Below are 18,623 nucleotides of genomic sequence, written 5' to 3'. Positions count from 1 at the left end.
CGAGCCCTGCCCTTGGGCGAAGACAGAGACGTAGCTCTACTTATACTTTATTCCTAAAATTTCTCGCTACGTCGAGTTGGCTTCCGGCTAGAAATTTATACTGTCTTAAAGTGTAATGGAAGAGCCACCTAAATAGGTGGTTTTTTTCATATCGCTTATCTTTCTGAAGCACATTTCGTAAATCAATCATGCAATCCTCAAATATGCATACCTATCATACGTACCTTATTGACGAAAAGGTACGTCTTTTAGCCGTACATCGCCATTGCTTCATACACAGAATCGACATTCTCGTATGCTAATTCAACTTTTGAACCATTTCTCCGTACTAACACGTCAAAAAGTGAACCATTTCTCCGTACGATCCTTGCAAAAAAAGTGAACCATTTCTCCGTACTTGCTCTAAAAAATGAACCAGACTTCCGTACTTTTCATAAAAAGTGAACATTGCTTCCGTACCTTTTTGACATAGTGAACAATACCTCCGTACTTTTTCGACAATATGCACGAAATGGTTATATTTTCTACGTAAATCCCTGTTTTTCCTCATTTTTTCGCATTTTAATTATGAATATTTTGTGACTAAAATAGCAGCATTCTCGATAATTTGAACCATTTCTCCGTACGAATTATGCTAACTTCGACAAAACTAACAGCCGTCTTCACAAATGAACCACACCTCCGTACTATTTTGTCATTCCCCTTGCTTTTTCCCTATCAAACCCGCATCGTGCCTACGTTTCTGTTACATAACAATGCTGCACAAAACAGGTATAATCAAAAGAAAATAGATGCAATATCATCATTTTTGAACCAAAAACCCGTACTCATTTGTACAAACCCTTTGTCACAAATAACATTGAACCATTCCTCCGTACTAATATGACACCATTAAAAAACGTTGATATATCAGGCTTTTAAAGAGAAGTGAACCATTTCCCCGTACTGTTATGTCGTTTTACAACCATTCTCCCCCCTACTATACTGTAAAAAGGAAAATAGAAGGGAGGGCTATACATGGAGCAAAGAAAGCTTATCTTAAAGCGCCATATTCTTGTGGCAAACAAGCTTCTCGCTGTAATGAGCGGCTTGAATCGGCAAACAAAGCAGAATGGGATATATACATACGAAAAGCATAACCTTGGCATTGACGATGCATTTCTGTCTATCAAATGGACTGCTTCCCTTATGAAGCAGCTTCTTACGTATGCATCCAAATGTACAAGCGATGGCACAATTACACTTATCTCTGAACAAGAAATGGCGTGCACAATGGGCTGCTCCGTGCGTACCATCCAAAATAACAATATCCTGCTCGCAAATGCCGGCATCATTCAATGGGACAGACTATGGGGTGGATATATCGAAGTCTCTCTTTGCAATTATTTAGAGGATTTCCTTGATTTGCATACAAAGGAATCATCACAGGAAAAAGCTGAAGATTTCCAAGAAGATGAATACTATTCTAAAGGCGGCTACACGTCCATTACTGACGAAGTAATGTACCTTCTGCTCGGCATCCGCAGCGTAAATGTACTGCGCCTCGCGTTGCGTGCACTCTATACATACGAAAAGGATGTAAATGTCAAAAAAGAAACAGAAGCCTTGCTCTCCTACAGCGAGATCAAGCATATTCTACCGCGTTATATCGGCTACAAACGGGCTATTCGCCAGCTGGCGGACAAGCTCAGCTCCATCTTCAAAATAGAACTATTTGAAAAAGAAGACTGTATTAAAACATTTATGGAAGAAAAGAATATGAAAAAATCCATCCTTGAGAAAGTAAAGGATGGGTTTATTCTGTCATGCGGCTTAATCGGCTCACGTGACAGCAAAAAGCAAAAAACAATCGAAAAAGCATATGCTGAGCACTTATTCGCCCGCTTCCAGTCTTTCTTCCAAAGCTTTGGCCGCTATGAAATCGACAAGAAGCATATTCACAACCTTGCCCTTGAATTTGGAACAGACATGCTCGAAAAAGCACTGCAGCGTATTCAGCACGATCTTCATGCCTTCACACTGCAAGGCTATGAAGCTGCCATGACGATTGTCCGTGAAATCGAAGCAGATGTAGCTACCTATGTCCAAAAAATTGCCCGCGGGTACTACCAGGCAAAAATTTCCGCCTAATGTACCCTTATTTTCTTATGCCCTTTTTTAGGGCTTTTTTTATTTATCTGAAAAAAACTAGAAAGCCAACCATTGACCGTTCCTCCCCCTCTCATCTTCCTTTCGTAGAAAAGTATACTTAATTGAGAATAATTTTCATTCATATGAAAAAAATCAAATTCTTCTTGAAGAAATACAGTTTTCGATCATAAAAAAAAGAAAACTTCAGCAAAATATTTAATTTCTTAGCAAAATATATTGTGAACAAATGAAAAACACATTTTGGACAACTGCATAAAATTCGAGAGAAGAAACGGCTGAATTCCTTGGAGCTGTAGGAGTGAAGAAGGATAATGTTTTTACAATTTTTATAATAAGAGTAATAGAAATTCTAATGAAATAAGAATAGAAAGAAATCATTTATAAAAAAGACCTAGATAAACGAACGCTCTATTTTAAATACAGTTTTATTAGAAACCCTACCGATATTTCACAGGTTTTATATACCAAAAAAATCTCAAGCTGTTTTACTTGAGATTTTGATTTTGAGATAAGTTTTGATGTAAGTTCCCTATTAACAACAATAAATAGACTTTCACTTTTTTAAACAAACAGTTTAATAATTTGGAACAAGACCACATATGTTAGTAATGAAGCGTCCGCTGTACAGCTAACCATTACATTCATAAGGGGGAACTCACATGCAATGGTATTTGAAGGTGTTAAAGAATTATGTAGGCTTTCAAGGAAGAGCAAGTCGTCAGGAATATTGGATGTTCGTCCTTGTTAATGTCATTATCTCTATTGTGCTTTCCATAATAGATACAATGGCAGATCTTTCGTCGGTGCTAACAGGAATCTATTCTTTACTCATTCTGCTGCCATCCTTAGCTGTCGGCGTTCGTAGACTGCATGATACGGGAAGAAGCGGCTGGTGGCTCCTAATCAGCCTAATCCCTCTTATCGGCAGCATCATTTTAATTGTATTTGCATGCCAGGACAGCCAAGAGGGCGATAATCAATATGGACCAAATCCTAAACGCAGTGTAAGCTATTGAACTGATAAAATATAATACTTTAGAAAAACCGCCTAGAGCGGTTTTTCTGGTTTTCTTTGGGTCTTACAGATGGATTCTAATTTATTTCGTATGCCATTTATTATAAAAAACCTTACTCACACTAATTATGGGCTGTTGAATTCGCTACGTCGAATTCAACTCTAGCTGGAAGTTTATACTTTCTTACAGTATAAAAAAAACAGATCCTTTACAGATCTGCCAGGTCATTACCATACACATACACCCTAGGTACTCGTTTTCCTATTAAACAAACCACTTCATAATGAATTGTCCCCATGATATCCGCAATCGTGTCAATCGATTGAAAAGCATAACCACTTCGTCCAAATAGCACTGCCTCCTCCCCTGGTTGGCACCCCAAAAGATGTGTTACGTCAATCATCATTTGGTCCATACATATTCGTCCAGTTATCGGGGCAAAGGATTCCTGCACCAGCACGCCTCCCTGATTGGACAGTGAACGGGATATACCATCAGCATAGCCTATGGGAAGTGTGGCAATTTGTCGCTTCTCTTCATGTATGGATGTACATCCGTAACTGATTGGCTGCCAAGGCGGAACGGTTTTAACTGCAGCAATTTTCATTTTTAAGCTCATTGCTTGTTTAAGCTTGATAGGATGTTCTCTTAACGATACATCCGGGCATAGTCCGTACAAGGCAATACCGATGCGCACCATATCCAAATGCATTTCTGGAAATCGCATCGCGGCGGCACTGTTACAGCAATGCTTGAGCGGAATCTCGATGTTATGCTGCTTTAAGACTTCTATGATTTGTAAAAATGTATGAAACTGCTTATATGTATACGATTTATCCATAGCATCAGCATTTGCAAAATGAGTAAAAATTCCTTCAAGCTTAATAAACGGAGCTGAAATCGCCTTTTGTGCCAGCATAAGCGCCTCAGCCGCTGAGGTAACTCCAATTCTTGACATGCCTGTATCTACTTTTATATGCATACAGGCAGTTTGCTGCTGCATGGTGGATTGCTGAATTACTTCCTCCAGCACCTCATCATTAAAAACAGTGAGTGTGATATTCGCCGAAATTGCTGTGGCAACGGAACGAACCGGTGTATAGCCAAGCACTATAATAGGATGAGAAATACCCGCACCCCTAAGTTGCAGCGCTTCATCTAGTATAGCCACACCAAGGTAGCTGGCTCCTGCCCGGATCACCGCCTTAGCAACCTCGATTGCGCCATGGCCGTAGCCATCTGCCTTGACCACAGCCATTAGCTTTGTATGCTTTTGTACGAATTCCCGAAATTGCGTCATATTTTCTTCAATATCACAAAGCGAAATCTCTGCCCATGTATCACGATAGCTATTCATACATATCCCCCTATAGATAAACAGCCCCCTCACAGAGGGAGCTGCCATTTATGCGAATGTTACTTCCTTTTCAAACGCTCTCTCAGCTGGTACATATTCATAGCCAAGATCTCTCGCCACTGCTTCATACGTAATCTCTCCATTTGCCACGTTCAAACCAAGCTTTAACGCAGGGTTTTCTGCAATAGCCTTATATACGCCTTTGTTTGCGATTTGCAGTGCATACGGGACTGTAACGTTTGTTAATGCAAGCGTTGATGTTCTTGGTACTGCTCCTGGCATATTTGCAACAGAATAGTGTACTACACCATATTTTTCGAAGGTCGGATTGTCATGCGTTGTTACATGATCACACGTTTCCACAACACCGCCCTGGTCAATCGCAACGTCGACAATCACAGATCCCGGCTTCATCGTTTGTACCATTTCTTCTGTTACAAGCTTCGGAGCCTTAGCGCCGGGAATTAATACAGCGCTAACGAGAAGATCGGCTTCCTTCACTGCTTCAGCAATATTTAACGGATTAGACATTAACGTTTTCACATTTGTTCCAAAAATATCATCCAATTGACGAAGACGATCTGCACTTACATCAACAATTGTAACATCTGCCCCAATGCCGATTGCTATTTTCGCTGCATTCGTACCAACGATGCCACCGCCAATAATCACAACTTTGCCGCGCTTTACGCCTGGTACGCCTGCAAGTAAAATACCTTGCCCGCCATTTGACTTTTGCAAAAATTGTGCCCCAATTTGAACAGACATACGGCCTGCTACTTCACTCATCGGCGTAAGAAGCGGAAGGGTGCGGTTTACTGTTACCGTTTCATATGCAATTGCGGTTACGCCGCTATCTTTTAATGCCTGCGCCAATGATGGCTCTGCCGCTAGGTGCAAATAAGTAAATAAAATCAACCCTGGACGGAAGTAGCCGTACTCACTTTGGAGCGGCTCTTTTACCTTCATAATCATTTGTGACTTCTCCCAAACATCAGCTGCGCTCTCCAGCATCGTCGCACCTGCATTTGTATAATCCTCGTTCGTAAAGCCGCTTCCTGCTCCGGCATTTTGTTCAATTAGTACGGTATGACCTGCGTTTACGAATGAAAGCACTCCTGCTGGTGTAAGTGCCACACGGTTTTCATTGTTTTTGATTTCCTTAGGTACCCCAATAATCATATAATTTTCCCCCTTAACAACTTTGTAGCCTCAGTATAAAACGTTTTCAAAGATTTTGCCTTGTGGCGAAAGGAGAAAAAGAAAGGCTGCTTTTGGGGAAAATCACAAAAACTTCTCTAGCTTTAAATCAAGATACAGCATTAGCTTTTGATTGGGGTCCTTAAAATGAATACCTCCAATTTCAGAAATACGTTTTAAACGATAGGCAAGCGTATTCGGATGGACAGTTAACGCTTTTGCAGCATCATTCACGTTACTGTCTTTATTTAAGAACACATCCAATGTTTCAACGAGATTACTATTATGCTTTTGATCATAATCCTGCAGCTTTTTCAGTGCCTGATTGCGGTGATCCGTCCCTTTCCTGTTTTCTAGCAGCAAATCAATTAATTGATAGATGCCCATGTCACCATAGCTATGAAGAGCTGCCGTCTCGATCGGAAATTTCTTCTTTATCGTCAGCACATTGAGCGCTTCCTTGTATGCCTTTTCAATTTTTGCGTAATTATCATATATATTGCCAAAGGCTGGCTGAATGCCGGAGATATGGAATCGTTTTTCTAGCCTGCAGACGAATTCCTCTACAAAACGGCTCATTTCCTGATGCTCCATGGCTGATAGAAGCAGGACGAGACGCTCGCCGTCTACCGTATGTAGCATCACCTGCACCTGCTGGCTCGTTTGCAGCAAATACATCATTTGCTTTTCCTCTTCGCGCGTAATCTCATGTTGAAACTGAAATACCGCAAGCACAAACGACGAGGCCTGCTTAATTTGCAGCAACTGAAGATGATCCGTAATTTCATCCCGCCTCTGCATATGGCCCGTCAACAGCTTCCAAAAAAACTCCTGCGAACGCTCTTCCTTCTTATTTTTTCGCGCTTGCAGCTGCAGCAGCTTGCTTTTCACAGCAGTAGCTGCTTCCTTAAGCAATAGGAAGTCATTATCGGTAAATTCCTTATCTACCTCTAATGCCCAAATAAATCCGAGCACATCCCCTTTGTTTCGAATAGAAATGGCGATGCGGTCACCGAGTCCAATACCATCAAGCGATTTTACACGAATTGCCTCATCGCTCTCAAGCAACGCGGGAATAATCCCTTCTTTCCATAAACTATTAATCACCTTTTCCGGCACACGCCGGCCAATAATTGTCGCAATGCGTGCTGGATCTGTTCGCTCATCATGCGTACTATAAGCAAGCAGCCGATGATTTGCATCCTCAATCGTAATCGGGCATGCCAGTACCTCACTAATAAGCTCTGCAAATTCTTCTAAGCTATCAAAAGCAGTTTTAAACGGATTTTTTCCTATATATGTCAATAGCGATCCATCCCCTGTTTTTTTGTGGAAATCAACAAAATGATACCATAAAATTCTCGTATTTCTACAAAAACTTTTGTTCACAAAACTGTTACAATCAAAACAAGTAAGATTCATCATGTTTTATCCGAGATTACATATATGTAAGCGTTAACAAATATCTCAGGATGGACGCTGAATTTTATTATACGAAAAAAGCATCTGCTATTTTTCAAAAAAGAAACGATGGGGGGATCAATAAAGAGGCAAGCTTGTAATCTTTCATCACAACGTTTTATAAAGGGGAGAAACGCATGAAAGAAAACCAACAGCAATTGCATCGTGGATTAGAAGAAAGACATATCACACTCATGTCCTTAGGAGCAGCGATTGGAGTCGGGCTATTTCTTGGCTCGGCATCGGCTATTAAACTTGCAGGACCGGGAATTTTGTTCGCATACGGCTTTAGCGGTCTTATTATGTTCTTTATTATGAGGGCTCTTGGAGAAATGGCGATTCAAAAACCAGTTGCCGGCTCCTTCAGCAAATATGCGCGCGACTATCTCGGTCCGCTCGCTGGCTACTTAACAGGCTGGAACTATTGGTTTCTCTGGGTTGTAACATGCATGGCGGAAATTACGGCAGTCGGCATTTATATGAAATATTGGTTCCCAAGCGTTGCAACCTGGATTTGGGCATTGGCAGCACTCGTCCTGATGACCATGGTCAACTTCCTGGCAGTAAAAGCATATGGGGAGCTTGAATTTTGGTTTGCACTTATAAAAATTGTCACTATTGTCGCCATGATCGGCCTCAGCATTTGCATGATTCTATTTGGTATTGGAAATGGCGGTGTTGCCACAGGCATCAGCAATCTATGGGAAAACGGCGGCCTTTTCCCGAACGGCATAAAAGGCGTTCTGCTATCGCTGCAAATGGTTATGTTTGCATACCTTGGCATCGAAATGATTGGGGTAACAGCAGGCGAAGTCAAAAATCCAGAAAAAACCCTTGCCAAAGCCATTGACTCCGTATTTTGGCGTATCCTTATTTTCTATGTTGGCGCGTTGTTTGTCATCATGGCTATTTACCCATGGCAAGAAATCGGAACACAAGGTAGCCCATTCGTACTAACATTTGAGAAATTTGGCATTCGAGGTGCAGCAGGCATCATTAACTTCGTTGTTCTAACAGCGGCACTCTCCTCCTGTAACAGCGGAATCTTCAGCACAGGCCGCATGCTCTTTAACCTAGCAGAGCACAACGAAGCACCAAAAGCATACAGCAAGCTAACAAAGGGCGGTGTTCCGGGAATTGCTGTATTTGCATCAGCAGGCGCACTTCTCATCGGCGTCGTGTTAAACTACGTTGTTCCAGCAAAGGTATTTACGTGGGTAACAAGCATTGCAACCTTTGGCGCAATTTGGACATGGGGCGTCATCCTGCTATCGCAAATTCGTTACCGAAAAAGCTTGAGCCCGGAAGAACGGCAGCAAGTGAAATACGCTATGCCATTTTTCCCTTACTCCTCCTACATTTCATTAGCATTTCTCGCTGCAGTCATTGGAATTATGGCATATAACCCGGACACAAGAATTGCGTTAATCATTGGGCCGCTTTGGCTCGTCAGCTTGACTGCGGTGTATTATGCGAAGGGATTTCATAAAAAGGCGCAGGTTGGAACTGCGAAGGAAGAAAAGATTGGTTAGGGATTAGAGAGAAATAGAAAAGAACCGCGGCTTGAACTGGCCCAAAAAGATAGACACGGGCGTGTCAGGCAGCCTCTTGGGCATGAGCCTGGTATTGAACCGGGTTCATGCCCTTTTGCCTTAATCCGTTTATGATTGTAATAGTAAATATACTGAGCCAGTTCCTGTTTAAGATGCTCCATACTTTCGAACTCTCTATGATAGACAAGCTCCCACCTTGTGCTTTACTACACAACCAGTTTGTAGTATGATGTTCTGAATACCTACCTTTTCTTCCCGTCCGCTTTTATATTTAGAAAGAAGGAGTGAAGGTCTATGCGTCATGTTACACTAGAACAAATTTTTCAGCATCCGATTGCGCAGAAGTATATTAACCGTTCAGGGATGGTGCATGCGATTGCAGTTGCATATCATGCGTTCCGCCTAGCAAATGAGCACGGCCTTTCTGTTGATTTGGCGGTGAAAGCTGGGTTTCTTCATGATATTGGGCATTATACGTGGTATCGTGATGGAAAATGGGATTATGAGCTATATAAAACAAATGATATACATGCGGTGAAAGGTGCAGAGAGGGCACATAAGCTGCTAATTCGACTCGGGGAAGATCCGCGGATTGCAAAGGAGATTGCGCTTGCTATTTTATTTCATACCGATTCGTTCCTACCAAGCAGACCGATTGAGCTAAATTCTTTACAAAGCATCATTAAGCAAGCAGATGAAATGGATGAAGAGCCGGGTGGTCAGCATCATTATCGCACCATTTCTTATGATAAAGCGTTAAAAGCGATTCAACGGCTAGATGAGCTTGTAGATCATACATTGAATCATCGTGAGCATGTGAAAAAATATGAGCAAGCGTAATGAGATGATGTTTGTCTCTGAGAGCGAGTTTCAATAGGAAAGCCCGGTTCTATTTTCAAGAAACCGGGCTTTGTTGTGTCTTCTCCACTTCATCATGACGGACAAGGAACATCCAAATAAAGGAGGCAAACGGGATGATATTCATCAGTAGAAGTATGACCTTTTGAAAATCTGTGCCGAGCCACACACCGTGAATTGTAACGAGGATATATAAAATTGGTGTGAACATATGAAGCACTCGCCAAAGCTTCATACCAATGTGTTTGCGAAGCTTTGTTGTGATCCATGTCAGAATTAGCAAGTACAGTGAGAAAATTCCGATCGCCATTGGCAATGGTTTATAATCAGTTACAAATGGAATGAGCAGGTCCTTCCAATCAAAGGACACATACGTATCGAAGAATAAAAGAGCAAGATGAGCGATGGTGAGGATACACGTCCAATTGGACAATACTTCATGGGCATGAAGCGTGTTTATCATTTTTTTCTTTTTTCGCTTCTGAATTTGTGAAAACAGCCCAACCATTACCGACCCATACATCAATAAATAGGCGACAAGACCGGTGGTCCGGATGAAATACCATATATATTCCTGCATATTAGCCAACCCTCCAGACTTCACCGAATTCGTTCATCCAAACGGCACGCTCACCCTTTTGTTCAATCCATGCGCCACCTTGTTCTTCTCCAAGCAATAGCACTGTTTTTGCCCACACATCTGCTTGTACCGCAGTTGGAGCTGTGACAGTAACAGTGACAATTCTACTATTTACTGATGTGCCCGTTCTTGGATCAATGAGATGATGCTTCCACTCTCCATTGTTTTTCCATCTCCGCTTTGCAGTGGAGGATGTTGCGAGCGCACCAGACGACAGAGACAATGAGGACATGCTTTCCCCAGGTATATACGGATGCTCAATACCGACAGTCAATTCGTTTGCGAGCTGGCCGAATATGCATAGGTCCCCTCCCGCATTGATAAAACCGTCAGCGTTTGCTTGAAGAAGTGCTGCTGTGTAGTCAACAGCCCATCCTTTTGCGATGCCTCCTAAATCGAGCTTTTCCTCCGCCACAATCGTTATGTTCTTATCATCTAGTGCATAAGGAAGCTTTGTTGCAACAGCAATAGGTGCGGATACGAAAGTTGTTATCTCTTGCCCGCGAATTTGCTCAATCGATTGGCGGTATCCTTCCTGTTCTAGTGCAGCTAATACACCAGGCTGAAACAATCCGTTTGTTTCTCTGTAACATTTGGCTGCTTGCTGCAAAATGGAAAAGAGGAGAGGAGATAATGCGACCTCCTGTCCAACTTGTTCATTTAGGCGTGATAGCTCACTATCTGGCAAAAATCTGCTGCAGGCATTCTCAACCATTTCAAAGATATGCTGGACTTGCTGAAGCAGCTCTTCGTCTGAGCGCTTGCTTCGCTCTATACCAAGCTGAATATTTGTATTCATTGCGGAAAAGTTATATGTTTTCACTTTTACGACCCTCCTGTCATTGTGTCAAAGCTACGTGAGTTTTCCTGCATACTGCCCTCGCTTTGGCCATTGTCCCCGTATTGACTGGTTGTTCCCGACTGCTCCTCTGTTTCGGATTGTGTATTTCCGCTGTATTGATCATCAGATTGTTCGTTGAAGCTGTTAGAGCCTCGCTGTTCTTGTCTTCTTCCAAATTGTTGATTGCTTTCGGTCTGTCCATTTTGCGGTGCCAATGTGTCATTTTGCTGCGACGATGAGGATGCATCGTTTTGCTGTGTACCATTTACTGAAACTCCTTGCTGTCCGTCTTCCTGTGCTGACATATAGGCAGCTAAGCCGACTGCCAGTGATATACTTCCAAGGCGAATGCCCCAAGTAATTGCTTTTTTATTCATGTTCTAGATCCTCCTTTTCAAAAGCTTGTCTTCATCTTATAAGAGATTAGTTAAAATACGGTGAAAAACAAAAGAATTTTAAAGCTTTTAATAAAAAGCCTTCCCGTCGGTAGATGCATGTTTTTGCAGGGAAATGGTTAAAGTACGAACGAGGTTTTATATTAAGTAAGGAAGGGGTAGCAGCATGAATAACACAAATAACTCACTTGAGAGCATACAAGAGAAGCAAGCGAAGGATGAACAAAACAGGAAGCGTCAAGGCAAAGGTAATCCAAGCCAAAAGCTTCCTAATAAGCAGCATTAAAAGAGCTGTCTATTTCTTATAAACACCAAAAAAGCATCGGTCTTGTTGCGACCGATGCTTTTGCAGGCCATATTTTAGTTTCCGTAACGAAGTGCATGACTTGGCCGCAAGCACGCAGTCTTTTATGCTGAAGGCTGCAGCTTTGTTTTAGACTTATATTGTTTCTCGGAAATGGCGAACCCGCCTAGCAACCCAATGAACGAAAAGAAAGCAGGAATGCTAAATCCGTACCAATATCCAATATGCACCGATGCTGTCGCTTCAAAATAATCTAATACCGCACCGAATAGGATCGGCAGCAAAACCGCGCTTAAAAAGCCGCCCATATTCGCAAATCCGGACACAACACCAACCTCTTCTTCCAAAAAGGAATGGCGTACAACTGCAAATGTTAGCATACTCGCACCATTTGCGTATCCAATAAGTACATAAAGAACCATGAGCACAGGCAACGGAGGCTTTCCTCCCATAACTAAAAAAGAGGTCCAGCTTAAAAAGGTGAGTAGATGAACGATAATATACGGAAGTCTTCTCATATGAAGACGAGTCGAAATCCAACCTGTAATCGGTCCGCCGATGAGCGCACCCAATAATCCTAGCATGATAAGCTGACTCGCTTCTGCCCGCGTCATGTGATACACAGTCATGCCATACGGAACGGCCCATGAGCCGATAAAACCAACATATGTACCAACAAGACCAAAATGGCAGAAAAAAGCTGCCCATGCCTGTCGGCTCTGAAACACGCGACGGATGATGGATAGCACGCTTTTTTGCTGTTTGCTTTGTTGGCTGGCGTATGGAGGAGCCAGTTTGAGTTGCTTCGGCCTTTTAACGAGAACGAAATATAAGAGTGCAGTCCACGCACAAAGAGCCAACCCTAACGTCAAAAACGGCGCTCTCCATCCAGCTGCCGCAATCCAATATGAAAACGGCAGTGTTGCCATAATGGAACCGAGACTTCCGCACATTCCAGCCCACCCTAGCAGAGCTGCAAATTCCTTTTTGCTAAACCATTGACTTAAAATCAACACGATGTTAATCCAAATCATCGCATCACCAACGCCTACAAGAAGCCGCGCAGTCATTAGAATTGCTTCATGTGAGGCACTGCTATACAAAACGGTGCCAAGCCCATCTAGCAAAGTACCGATAATAAGAAAATAAGCGGGACCAAATCGATCTGCCAACACTCCAAATGGAACCTGCAGACCGGCATACGAAACAAATTGAATGCCCGCTAGTACACCAAGAGTAGAAGCGGAAATATGAAATTCGTCCATCAATTGATCGGTAATTAACCCCGGCGCTGTTCTTTGACTGACAATGAGGAAGTATGCGAATAGAACTGTTGTAAAAACAATCCATTTATATCCGCCTTTTTGTTCTGTTTCTGTTTCCAACTGTAATCGTCTCCTAATCTGTATTAAATTACTCTTTCTATCTTATAACCTCTATTCCCATCTTTCCACATATATGCAAGGCCTACAAGCGGAAAAAACAGGTATAGTCTATGTTTTCGCTTACAATAAGAAGTCGCCATACTCCTATTAGAAAGAATCTGTAAAAAAAGTTAAAGTATGAAAAAAATCCCTTGGTTTCACATCAAACCAAGGGACGTTTTTCTACTACAGCTCTAAAGATTAGCTTTGCAGAATATCTTCAATTCTAGCTAGTTCTTCCTGTGTAAAATCAAGATTGTTTAACGCAGCAACATTTTCTTCAATTTGGCTTACTCTACTTGCGCCAATTAATGCAGATGTTACACGGCCTTCACGCAACACCCAAGCAAGAGCCATTTGTGCCAAGCTTTGTCCGCGTTCTGCGGCAATCTCGTTCAATTTTCGGACTTGATTTACCGCTTGCTCCGTCACTTGATCCTCCTGCAGAAACCCAGTTGCTTTTGCAGCTCTTGAATCAGTTGGTACGCCTGACAAATATTTATTCGTCAGTAAACCTTGTGCCAATGGACAAAATGCGATTGATCCAACACCATTTTCCTGCAGCACATCTTGTAAGCCATCTTCAATCCAGCGGTTCATCATCGAGTAAGATGGTTGATGAATGACTAACGGTGTGCCAAGCTTATTTAAAATGCGAATCGCTTCATCTGTTTGCTCTGCGCTGTAGCTTGAGATTCCTACATACAGCGCCTTTCCTTGACGGACAATTAAATCGAGAGCACCCATCGTTTCTTCGAGCGGTGTATTTGGATCAGGGCGATGTGAATAAAAAATATCGACATAATCTAATCCCATGCGCTTTAGGCTTTGGTCTAAGCTAGATATGAGATATTTTTTTGAACCCCATTCTCCATAGGGACCCGGCCACATCCGATAGCCTGCTTTCGTTGAAATAATCAATTCATCGCGGTACGGTGCGAAGTCTGTTTTTAGCAGCGAACCAAACATTTCCTCCGCAGATCCAGGCGGCGGACCGTAGTTGTTTGCTAGGTCAAAATGCGTAATTCCTAAATCAAACGCTCGTCTTAGCATCGCCCGTCCGTTTTCAAAGGAATCTACACCGCCAAAGTTATGCCAAAGCCCCAGTGAAATAGCTGGCAGCAAGAGTCCCGAGCGTCCGCTTCGGTTATATTTCATTGTTTCATAGCGAGTTTGTTCAGCTTGATATACCATAATTATTGCCCTCCATTATGTAAAAGGTTTAGGGGAAGTACTATATCTGTCTTTCTTATAGAGACGCGCGGTAGATTTCGATTACATCTTCCTTGCTTAGCTTTTTAAAGTTTCCGAGGCTGCCGCGTGTCATTGCTTTGTCAGCCATGACCTCAAGCTTGTCCTCGCCAATCCCGTAGTCTGCCAGGCGGGATGGGGCACCGATGGAATTCCAAAATTGACGGAGTGCCTCAATTCCTTCTAATGCAATGTCACGGTCTGTTTTTCCTTCTGCTGCAATATCAAATACACGTACTGCAAATTGCTTAAAGCGCTCAATGTTTTCATTCATAACATGCTTCATCCAGTTTGGAAACAGGATAGCAAGACCGCCGCCATGCGGGATATCGTATACGGCTGAAACCGCATGCTCAATTTCATGGGTCGACCATTCACCGCGCGTACCCATTCCGAGTGTTTTATTTAAAGCCATTGTACCAGCATATAAAATTGTTGCTCGGTGGTCGTAATTTTCTAAATCGTCAATAAGCTTTGGCGCTGTTTCAATCACTGTTTTTAGCAAGGATTCACAATAGCGATCCTGCAATAGTGTGTTTGGTACATGATGAAAATATTGTTCAAACACATGCGACATAATATCTACCATGCCGTATACCGTTTGGTCACGAGGAACTGTATATGTATATACCGGATCTAGTATAGAAAATTGTGGATATGTAGCAGGACTGCTCCAGCCGTATTTTTCATTTGTCTCCCAGTTTGTAATAACAGAGTTGTTATTCATTTCTGAGCCTGTTGCTGCAAGCGTTAGCACAGAACCGATTGGCAGGGCCTCTGTCGCAGTTACCTTGCTTGTGATAATGTCCCAAACATCTCCTTCATATTTTACACCCGCTGCAATCGCTTTCGCACAGTCGAGCACACTGCCGCCCCCAACTGCCAAAATAAACTGAACGCCATTTTCCTGTGATAAACGAATTCCCTTTTGTACCGATGTTAACCGAGGATTTGGCTCTACACCCCCAAGCTCTGTTACATCTGCGCCGAGCTCGCTTAAAATTGATTGCACTTGGGCATACAAACCGTTTCGCTTAATGCTGCCGCCGCCGTATACAAGCAGTACTTTTGTCCCATATTGCGGAACCTCCTTTTTAAGCGCTTCCAGCTGTCCTTCTCCAAAAATAAGCTTCGTTGGATTTTGATAAGAAAAATTCTCCATAAGCAGTATCCTCCGTTCAGTTTCCTTTTGCTACTCATACTCTATTATCCGGGAATAACCTCATTACACAAGAAAAGTATATTCTTTATAAAAGTAGACTACAAGTACTGAAATATTTTTGCTATAGTTAAGAGCAGATTACATAGTATAATTTTTATAGTTACTATCCTTTATATTCCTGCTGGAGGTATGTATGGAGAAAGAATTAGAAGCTCAAATTGAATGTTCAATCGAAAAGGCGCTTATTATTATAGGAGGAAAATGGTCATTTCTTGTGTTGCGCGAATTGTTTGACGGAACAAAGCGCTTCGGGGAATTACAAAAAGCAATCCAAAAAATTAGTCCAAAGGCTTTGACCGATACGCTGCGTCACTTAGAAGAGCACCAAATTGTCACTCGTACCGTCTATGCTACCGTTCCTGTTACGGTGGAATATGCGCTAACAGAAAAGGGTCTGGCCTTTCATAAAATTCTCAAGGAAATGAAGCTTTGGGGTGCACAGTGGGGGTAAGTTAAATTACATCACACAACTTGTTTTTCTTATATATTAAATAAGCAAGTTTTCTTTATCCGAGGCAGGAGAAGCCGCATTAACTTAGACAGACTTTGAAAAGTTTACTCAAAACGAAAAAAAGAGGCTGTTGCCCTGGGCAGCCTCTTTGGATAAAATCTAGTTATTAATATAACGCTCAAACACAAAACCAAAGTCCTTAACAGTATATTGCTTTCTCGTATCTGTCAGCCAAGAGAAAGCGGCGGTGTTGAGTTCTTTAAATTGGTCAACTAGCTTACTTTCCGTGCTTGTAACGCGACTTAATGTTGTAGAAGCCACTTCTAGGCTTTTTGCTGCATATGCTAATGAAACCTCGTTTTCATGTGAAATTTCTGCGATTTTAAGAAGAGCTTTATACAAATCCTTTAGCTCCTCTAAATGCTTTTTATGTACGTCGATGGAGTAATGTTCAACACCTAAGTTAAATTTGATTTCAACATCTAAATCTACGGTTCCAGCTGTCTCGAGTGTTACATTTGAAATTTTATTCGTGCTGAAATTATAACGGCGGAGTGTGCGCTTTTTACTGACAGCGCTTGTTCCATCAAGATGGATTAAGGCTTTGTTTGTGAAACAGTACTCATCCGATTTTGATTTGATAAGGAAGAAAATCTTCTCATCGTCTTCATGCATAATATAGTCATCTGCATCCACCTTGTCGTAATCTTTCGGTTTAATTACAGAGCCTACATCACTTAACCCTAGTGCATCAGCCGCTAGTTTTCCAAACATGAGATTCATCCTTTCTGTTTTCAATGTAAACCTCAAATATTGCACTCTCATTGTAGCATAGGCATAGTTGATTTTGTAAAATATTTAAAATTTTCTAAAGAAAACTCGCCGATTGGCAAGCCCTGCTTTTAGGCGCAGACAGAGGCGTAGTTGCCCTTATACTTTATTCCTAAAATTTCTCACTACGTCGAATGATCTCCTAGCTAGAAATTTATCCATCTTAAAGTGTAAAGAAAATTCGCCGACTGGCAAGCCCTGCTTTTGGGCGCAGACAGGGGTGTAGTTGCCCTTATACTTTATTCCTAAAATTTCTCGTTACGTCGAATGATCTCCCAGCTAGAAATTTATCCATCTTAAAGTGTAATGAATATATACATTCCTATAATCCTGATAGGTTTCAAAAACGATGAAACGGCCTTAGCCCTATTGATTATAGAGCTAAAGCCGCATTGATCACTTTTATTATTTCCACTATCTTTTTTTCTGTTTCAATACAAAATAATTAATACATGCAACGACTTTTTTGCAGCAATGACTCTTCTATAAACCTTCAATCCAAAAATATCAACCCAGTTACAATTCTTAATAAAGTACTTTTCCCCGCTCCATTCGCTCCTAATAAGGCATATATGGAACCTGTTTTCACAGTGATATTTACATTTTTTAAAACCTCATTCTCTTTAAAACTCTTTTTCACATTTTTGATGTTAAGGACTGTTGAATTCATGGGTCTCTCCCTCTACTCAATAGAATCCCTTAATTTTTTTCTCATTTTATCCATCCATGTTTCTTCTGGAAATTCTGCTAGTAATGAGTCAGCAAATTCGGCAATATCATCTCCGACTACATCTCGTACACTTAAACCCTCACTTGCACTATTTTCGAACATCTCTAAAATATTTTTTAAAAGTTCCAACATTCCTGATCCTTTAGCATAGTTCCACATGTAATTTTCAATTGCTTTCATTGCCTTTCTGTATTCTTCTGGTAATTCATTCACCCTTTTTTGATAGGCACGATATTCCCGTTTTTCTTGAATCATCTTTTTAATCATTTCTTTGCCCCTTTATCTGATTCATTTTCCCTTCTAAAAATGTCCACTTATTCCAAAAAGTTTCCAATTCTTGTTCACCTTTAGTATTTAGAGTATAGAATTTTCTCGCAGGTCCGAGCTCTGACTTTTTCTTCTCAATCTCGACGAGCCCTTTTTTCTCGATTCGAACAAGAATGGTATAGACCGTTCCTTCTACAATATCATCAAAGCCTAAATCGTTTAGGTACTTAGTTATTTCATAGCCGTAGGTTTCTCCAGCATGGATCTTTTGAAGCACCACTCCTTCAAGAACACCTTTAAGCATTTCAGTTAAATCCTTCATATATCCTCCTAATAACCTACTTAGTAATACTGAGTACTACTATATAGTATTACTAAGTAGTTATTATGTCAAACCCATTTTTATTTTTATTTTTATTTACTTCTTTATATTTATGTAAAAAACAGAATAGCCATTATCCCCTTCAACCCTAAATAACCAATCTAATGAGTCTCCTTTTGTTGCAATATACCCATCCAGACTTTGAGAAATAAACAATACTATATTCCGTTGATTCTTCATAACACGCCTATTTGAGGGAGCATCTTTTATATAACAGAGCAGCACCCGTTCAAGGTGCAACATACAAGAAAAGCAGCTGATTGGCGATCCGTTAGGCGAAGATGGAAGT

Annotated in this window: 19 protein-coding genes and 2 pseudogenes; 6 read left to right on the top strand and 15 right to left on the bottom strand. The window is 41.4% G+C overall.

Annotation, left to right across the window (positions count from 1 at the left end):
- The first annotated feature begins 1,017 nt into the window (after positions 1-1,017).
- Entirely contained in the window at positions 1,018-2,130 is a 1,113-nt protein-coding gene (locus tag AAHB12_RS21210; RefSeq protein ID WP_342046944.1) for a hypothetical protein, read from the top strand.
- 680 nt (positions 2,131-2,810) lie between these two features.
- Positions 2,811-3,167, top strand: coding sequence for a DUF805 domain-containing protein (locus tag AAHB12_RS21205; RefSeq protein ID WP_129728041.1), 357 nt, complete (start codon positions 2,811-2,813; stop codon positions 3,165-3,167).
- A gap of 208 nt (positions 3,168-3,375) precedes the next feature.
- Here the strand turns inward: AAHB12_RS21205 and alr are convergent, their stop codons facing one another.
- The 3 genes from alr to AAHB12_RS21190 all read right to left on the bottom strand — a co-directional run bounded on the left by alr (position 3,376) and on the right by AAHB12_RS21190 (position 7,020).
- A complete protein-coding gene (gene alr / locus AAHB12_RS21200) occupies positions 3,376-4,524 on the bottom strand; it encodes an alanine racemase (RefSeq protein ID WP_342046943.1) in 1,149 nt (382 codons plus the stop codon).
- 48 nt (positions 4,525-4,572) lie between these two features.
- Complete coding sequence (gene ald / locus AAHB12_RS21195; protein ID WP_342046942.1) at positions 4,573-5,706, bottom strand: alanine dehydrogenase; 1,134 nt, start codon at positions 5,704-5,706, stop codon at positions 4,573-4,575.
- Positions 5,707-5,808: 102 nt separating this feature from the next.
- Positions 5,809-7,020 carry a helix-turn-helix domain-containing protein gene (locus tag AAHB12_RS21190; RefSeq protein WP_446715596.1) on the bottom strand — a complete coding sequence of 404 codons (1,212 nt, stop codon included), beginning with the start codon at positions 7,018-7,020 and terminating at the stop codon, positions 5,809-5,811.
- Positions 7,021-7,322: 302 nt separating this feature from the next.
- Between AAHB12_RS21190 and alaP the strand changes: the two genes are divergently transcribed.
- Entirely contained in the window at positions 7,323-8,717 is a 1,395-nt protein-coding gene (gene alaP, locus AAHB12_RS21185; protein ID WP_342046939.1) for an alanine permease AlaP, read from the top strand.
- Between the two features lie 64 nt (positions 8,718-8,781).
- Here alaP and AAHB12_RS21180 read toward each other — a convergent pair.
- Positions 8,782-8,929: pseudogene (locus AAHB12_RS21180) on the bottom strand (IS3 family transposase); the annotation flags it as partial.
- A 103-nt stretch (positions 8,930-9,032) separates the two neighbouring features.
- Here AAHB12_RS21180 and AAHB12_RS21175 point away from each other — a divergent pair.
- Positions 9,033-9,578: an HD domain-containing protein gene (locus AAHB12_RS21175; protein WP_129728037.1), complete on the top strand. Its 546-nt coding sequence runs from the start codon at positions 9,033-9,035 to the stop codon at positions 9,576-9,578.
- Positions 9,579-9,633: 55 nt separating this feature from the next.
- On the opposite strand, the gene AAHB12_RS21170 is transcribed toward AAHB12_RS21175, so the two are convergent.
- The 3 genes from AAHB12_RS21170 to AAHB12_RS21160 are packed head-to-tail and all read right to left on the bottom strand — an operon-like array spanning position 9,634 to position 11,454.
- Positions 9,634-10,176 (bottom strand): ferric reductase-like transmembrane domain-containing protein, encoded by a 543-nt coding sequence (locus AAHB12_RS21170; protein WP_342046937.1) that lies wholly within the window; start codon positions 10,174-10,176, stop codon positions 9,634-9,636.
- A 1-nt stretch (position 10,177) separates the two neighbouring features.
- Entirely contained in the window at positions 10,178-11,059 is an 882-nt protein-coding gene (locus tag AAHB12_RS21165) for an FAD:protein FMN transferase (RefSeq protein ID WP_342046936.1), read from the bottom strand.
- A 2-nt stretch (positions 11,060-11,061) separates the two neighbouring features.
- Positions 11,062-11,454: a hypothetical protein gene (locus AAHB12_RS21160; RefSeq protein WP_129728034.1), complete on the bottom strand. Its 393-nt coding sequence runs from the start codon at positions 11,452-11,454 to the stop codon at positions 11,062-11,064.
- Positions 11,455-11,638: 184 nt separating this feature from the next.
- Here AAHB12_RS21160 and AAHB12_RS21155 point away from each other — a divergent pair, with 184 nt between their 5' ends.
- Positions 11,639-11,758 carry a DUF4023 domain-containing protein gene (locus AAHB12_RS21155; RefSeq protein ID WP_129728033.1) on the top strand — a complete coding sequence of 40 codons (120 nt, stop codon included), beginning with the start codon at positions 11,639-11,641 and terminating at the stop codon, positions 11,756-11,758.
- Positions 11,759-11,880: 122 nt separating this feature from the next.
- Here AAHB12_RS21155 and AAHB12_RS21150 read toward each other — a convergent pair whose 3' ends face one another.
- From AAHB12_RS21150 to AAHB12_RS21140, 3 genes are all read right to left on the bottom strand, one after another.
- Entirely contained in the window at positions 11,881-13,161 is a 1,281-nt protein-coding gene (locus tag AAHB12_RS21150; RefSeq protein ID WP_129728032.1) for an MFS transporter, read from the bottom strand.
- Positions 13,162-13,401: 240 nt separating this feature from the next.
- On the bottom strand, positions 13,402-14,394 hold the full coding sequence (mgrA, locus tag AAHB12_RS21145) for an L-glyceraldehyde 3-phosphate reductase (RefSeq protein ID WP_342046934.1): 993 nt from the start codon (positions 14,392-14,394) through the stop codon (positions 13,402-13,404).
- 55 nt (positions 14,395-14,449) lie between these two features.
- The gene (locus tag AAHB12_RS21140) at positions 14,450-15,613 is read right to left on the bottom strand and encodes an iron-containing alcohol dehydrogenase (RefSeq protein WP_342046933.1); all 1,164 of its coding nucleotides are present in this window, start codon (positions 15,611-15,613) and stop codon (positions 14,450-14,452) included.
- Between the two features lie 193 nt (positions 15,614-15,806).
- Between AAHB12_RS21140 and AAHB12_RS21135 the strand changes: the two genes are divergently transcribed.
- Positions 15,807-16,124 carry a winged helix-turn-helix transcriptional regulator gene (locus AAHB12_RS21135; RefSeq protein WP_129728029.1) on the top strand — a complete coding sequence of 106 codons (318 nt, stop codon included), beginning with the start codon at positions 15,807-15,809 and terminating at the stop codon, positions 16,122-16,124.
- A gap of 159 nt (positions 16,125-16,283) precedes the next feature.
- Here AAHB12_RS21135 and AAHB12_RS21130 read toward each other — a convergent pair whose 3' ends face one another.
- The 5 genes and pseudogenes from AAHB12_RS21130 to AAHB12_RS21110 form a co-directional block, all read right to left on the bottom strand.
- The gene (locus tag AAHB12_RS21130; protein ID WP_342046930.1) at positions 16,284-16,898 is read right to left on the bottom strand and encodes a PH domain-containing protein; all 615 of its coding nucleotides are present in this window, start codon (positions 16,896-16,898) and stop codon (positions 16,284-16,286) included.
- Between the two features lie 550 nt (positions 16,899-17,448).
- A complete protein-coding gene (locus tag AAHB12_RS21125; RefSeq protein ID WP_342046929.1) occupies positions 17,449-17,625 on the bottom strand; it encodes an ATP-binding cassette domain-containing protein in 177 nt (58 codons plus the stop codon).
- Positions 17,626-17,637: 12 nt separating this feature from the next.
- Positions 17,638-17,952 carry a DUF1048 domain-containing protein gene (locus AAHB12_RS21120; protein WP_129728026.1) on the bottom strand — a complete coding sequence of 105 codons (315 nt, stop codon included), beginning with the start codon at positions 17,950-17,952 and terminating at the stop codon, positions 17,638-17,640.
- Entirely contained in the window at positions 17,945-18,274 is a 330-nt protein-coding gene (locus tag AAHB12_RS21115) for a PadR family transcriptional regulator (RefSeq protein ID WP_342046927.1), read from the bottom strand. The genes AAHB12_RS21120 and AAHB12_RS21115 overlap by 8 nt, the downstream gene beginning before the upstream one ends.
- 114 nt (positions 18,275-18,388) lie before the next feature.
- Positions 18,389-18,514, bottom strand: a pseudogene (locus AAHB12_RS21110) (dihydrofolate reductase); the annotation flags it as partial.
- Positions 18,515-18,623 lie beyond the last annotated feature (109 nt).

This window comes from Bacillus sp. OTU530 (genome assembly GCF_038440375.1).
Note: the sequence above shows the minus strand (reverse complement) of the source record. Positions and strands in the feature narration are given on the sequence as shown.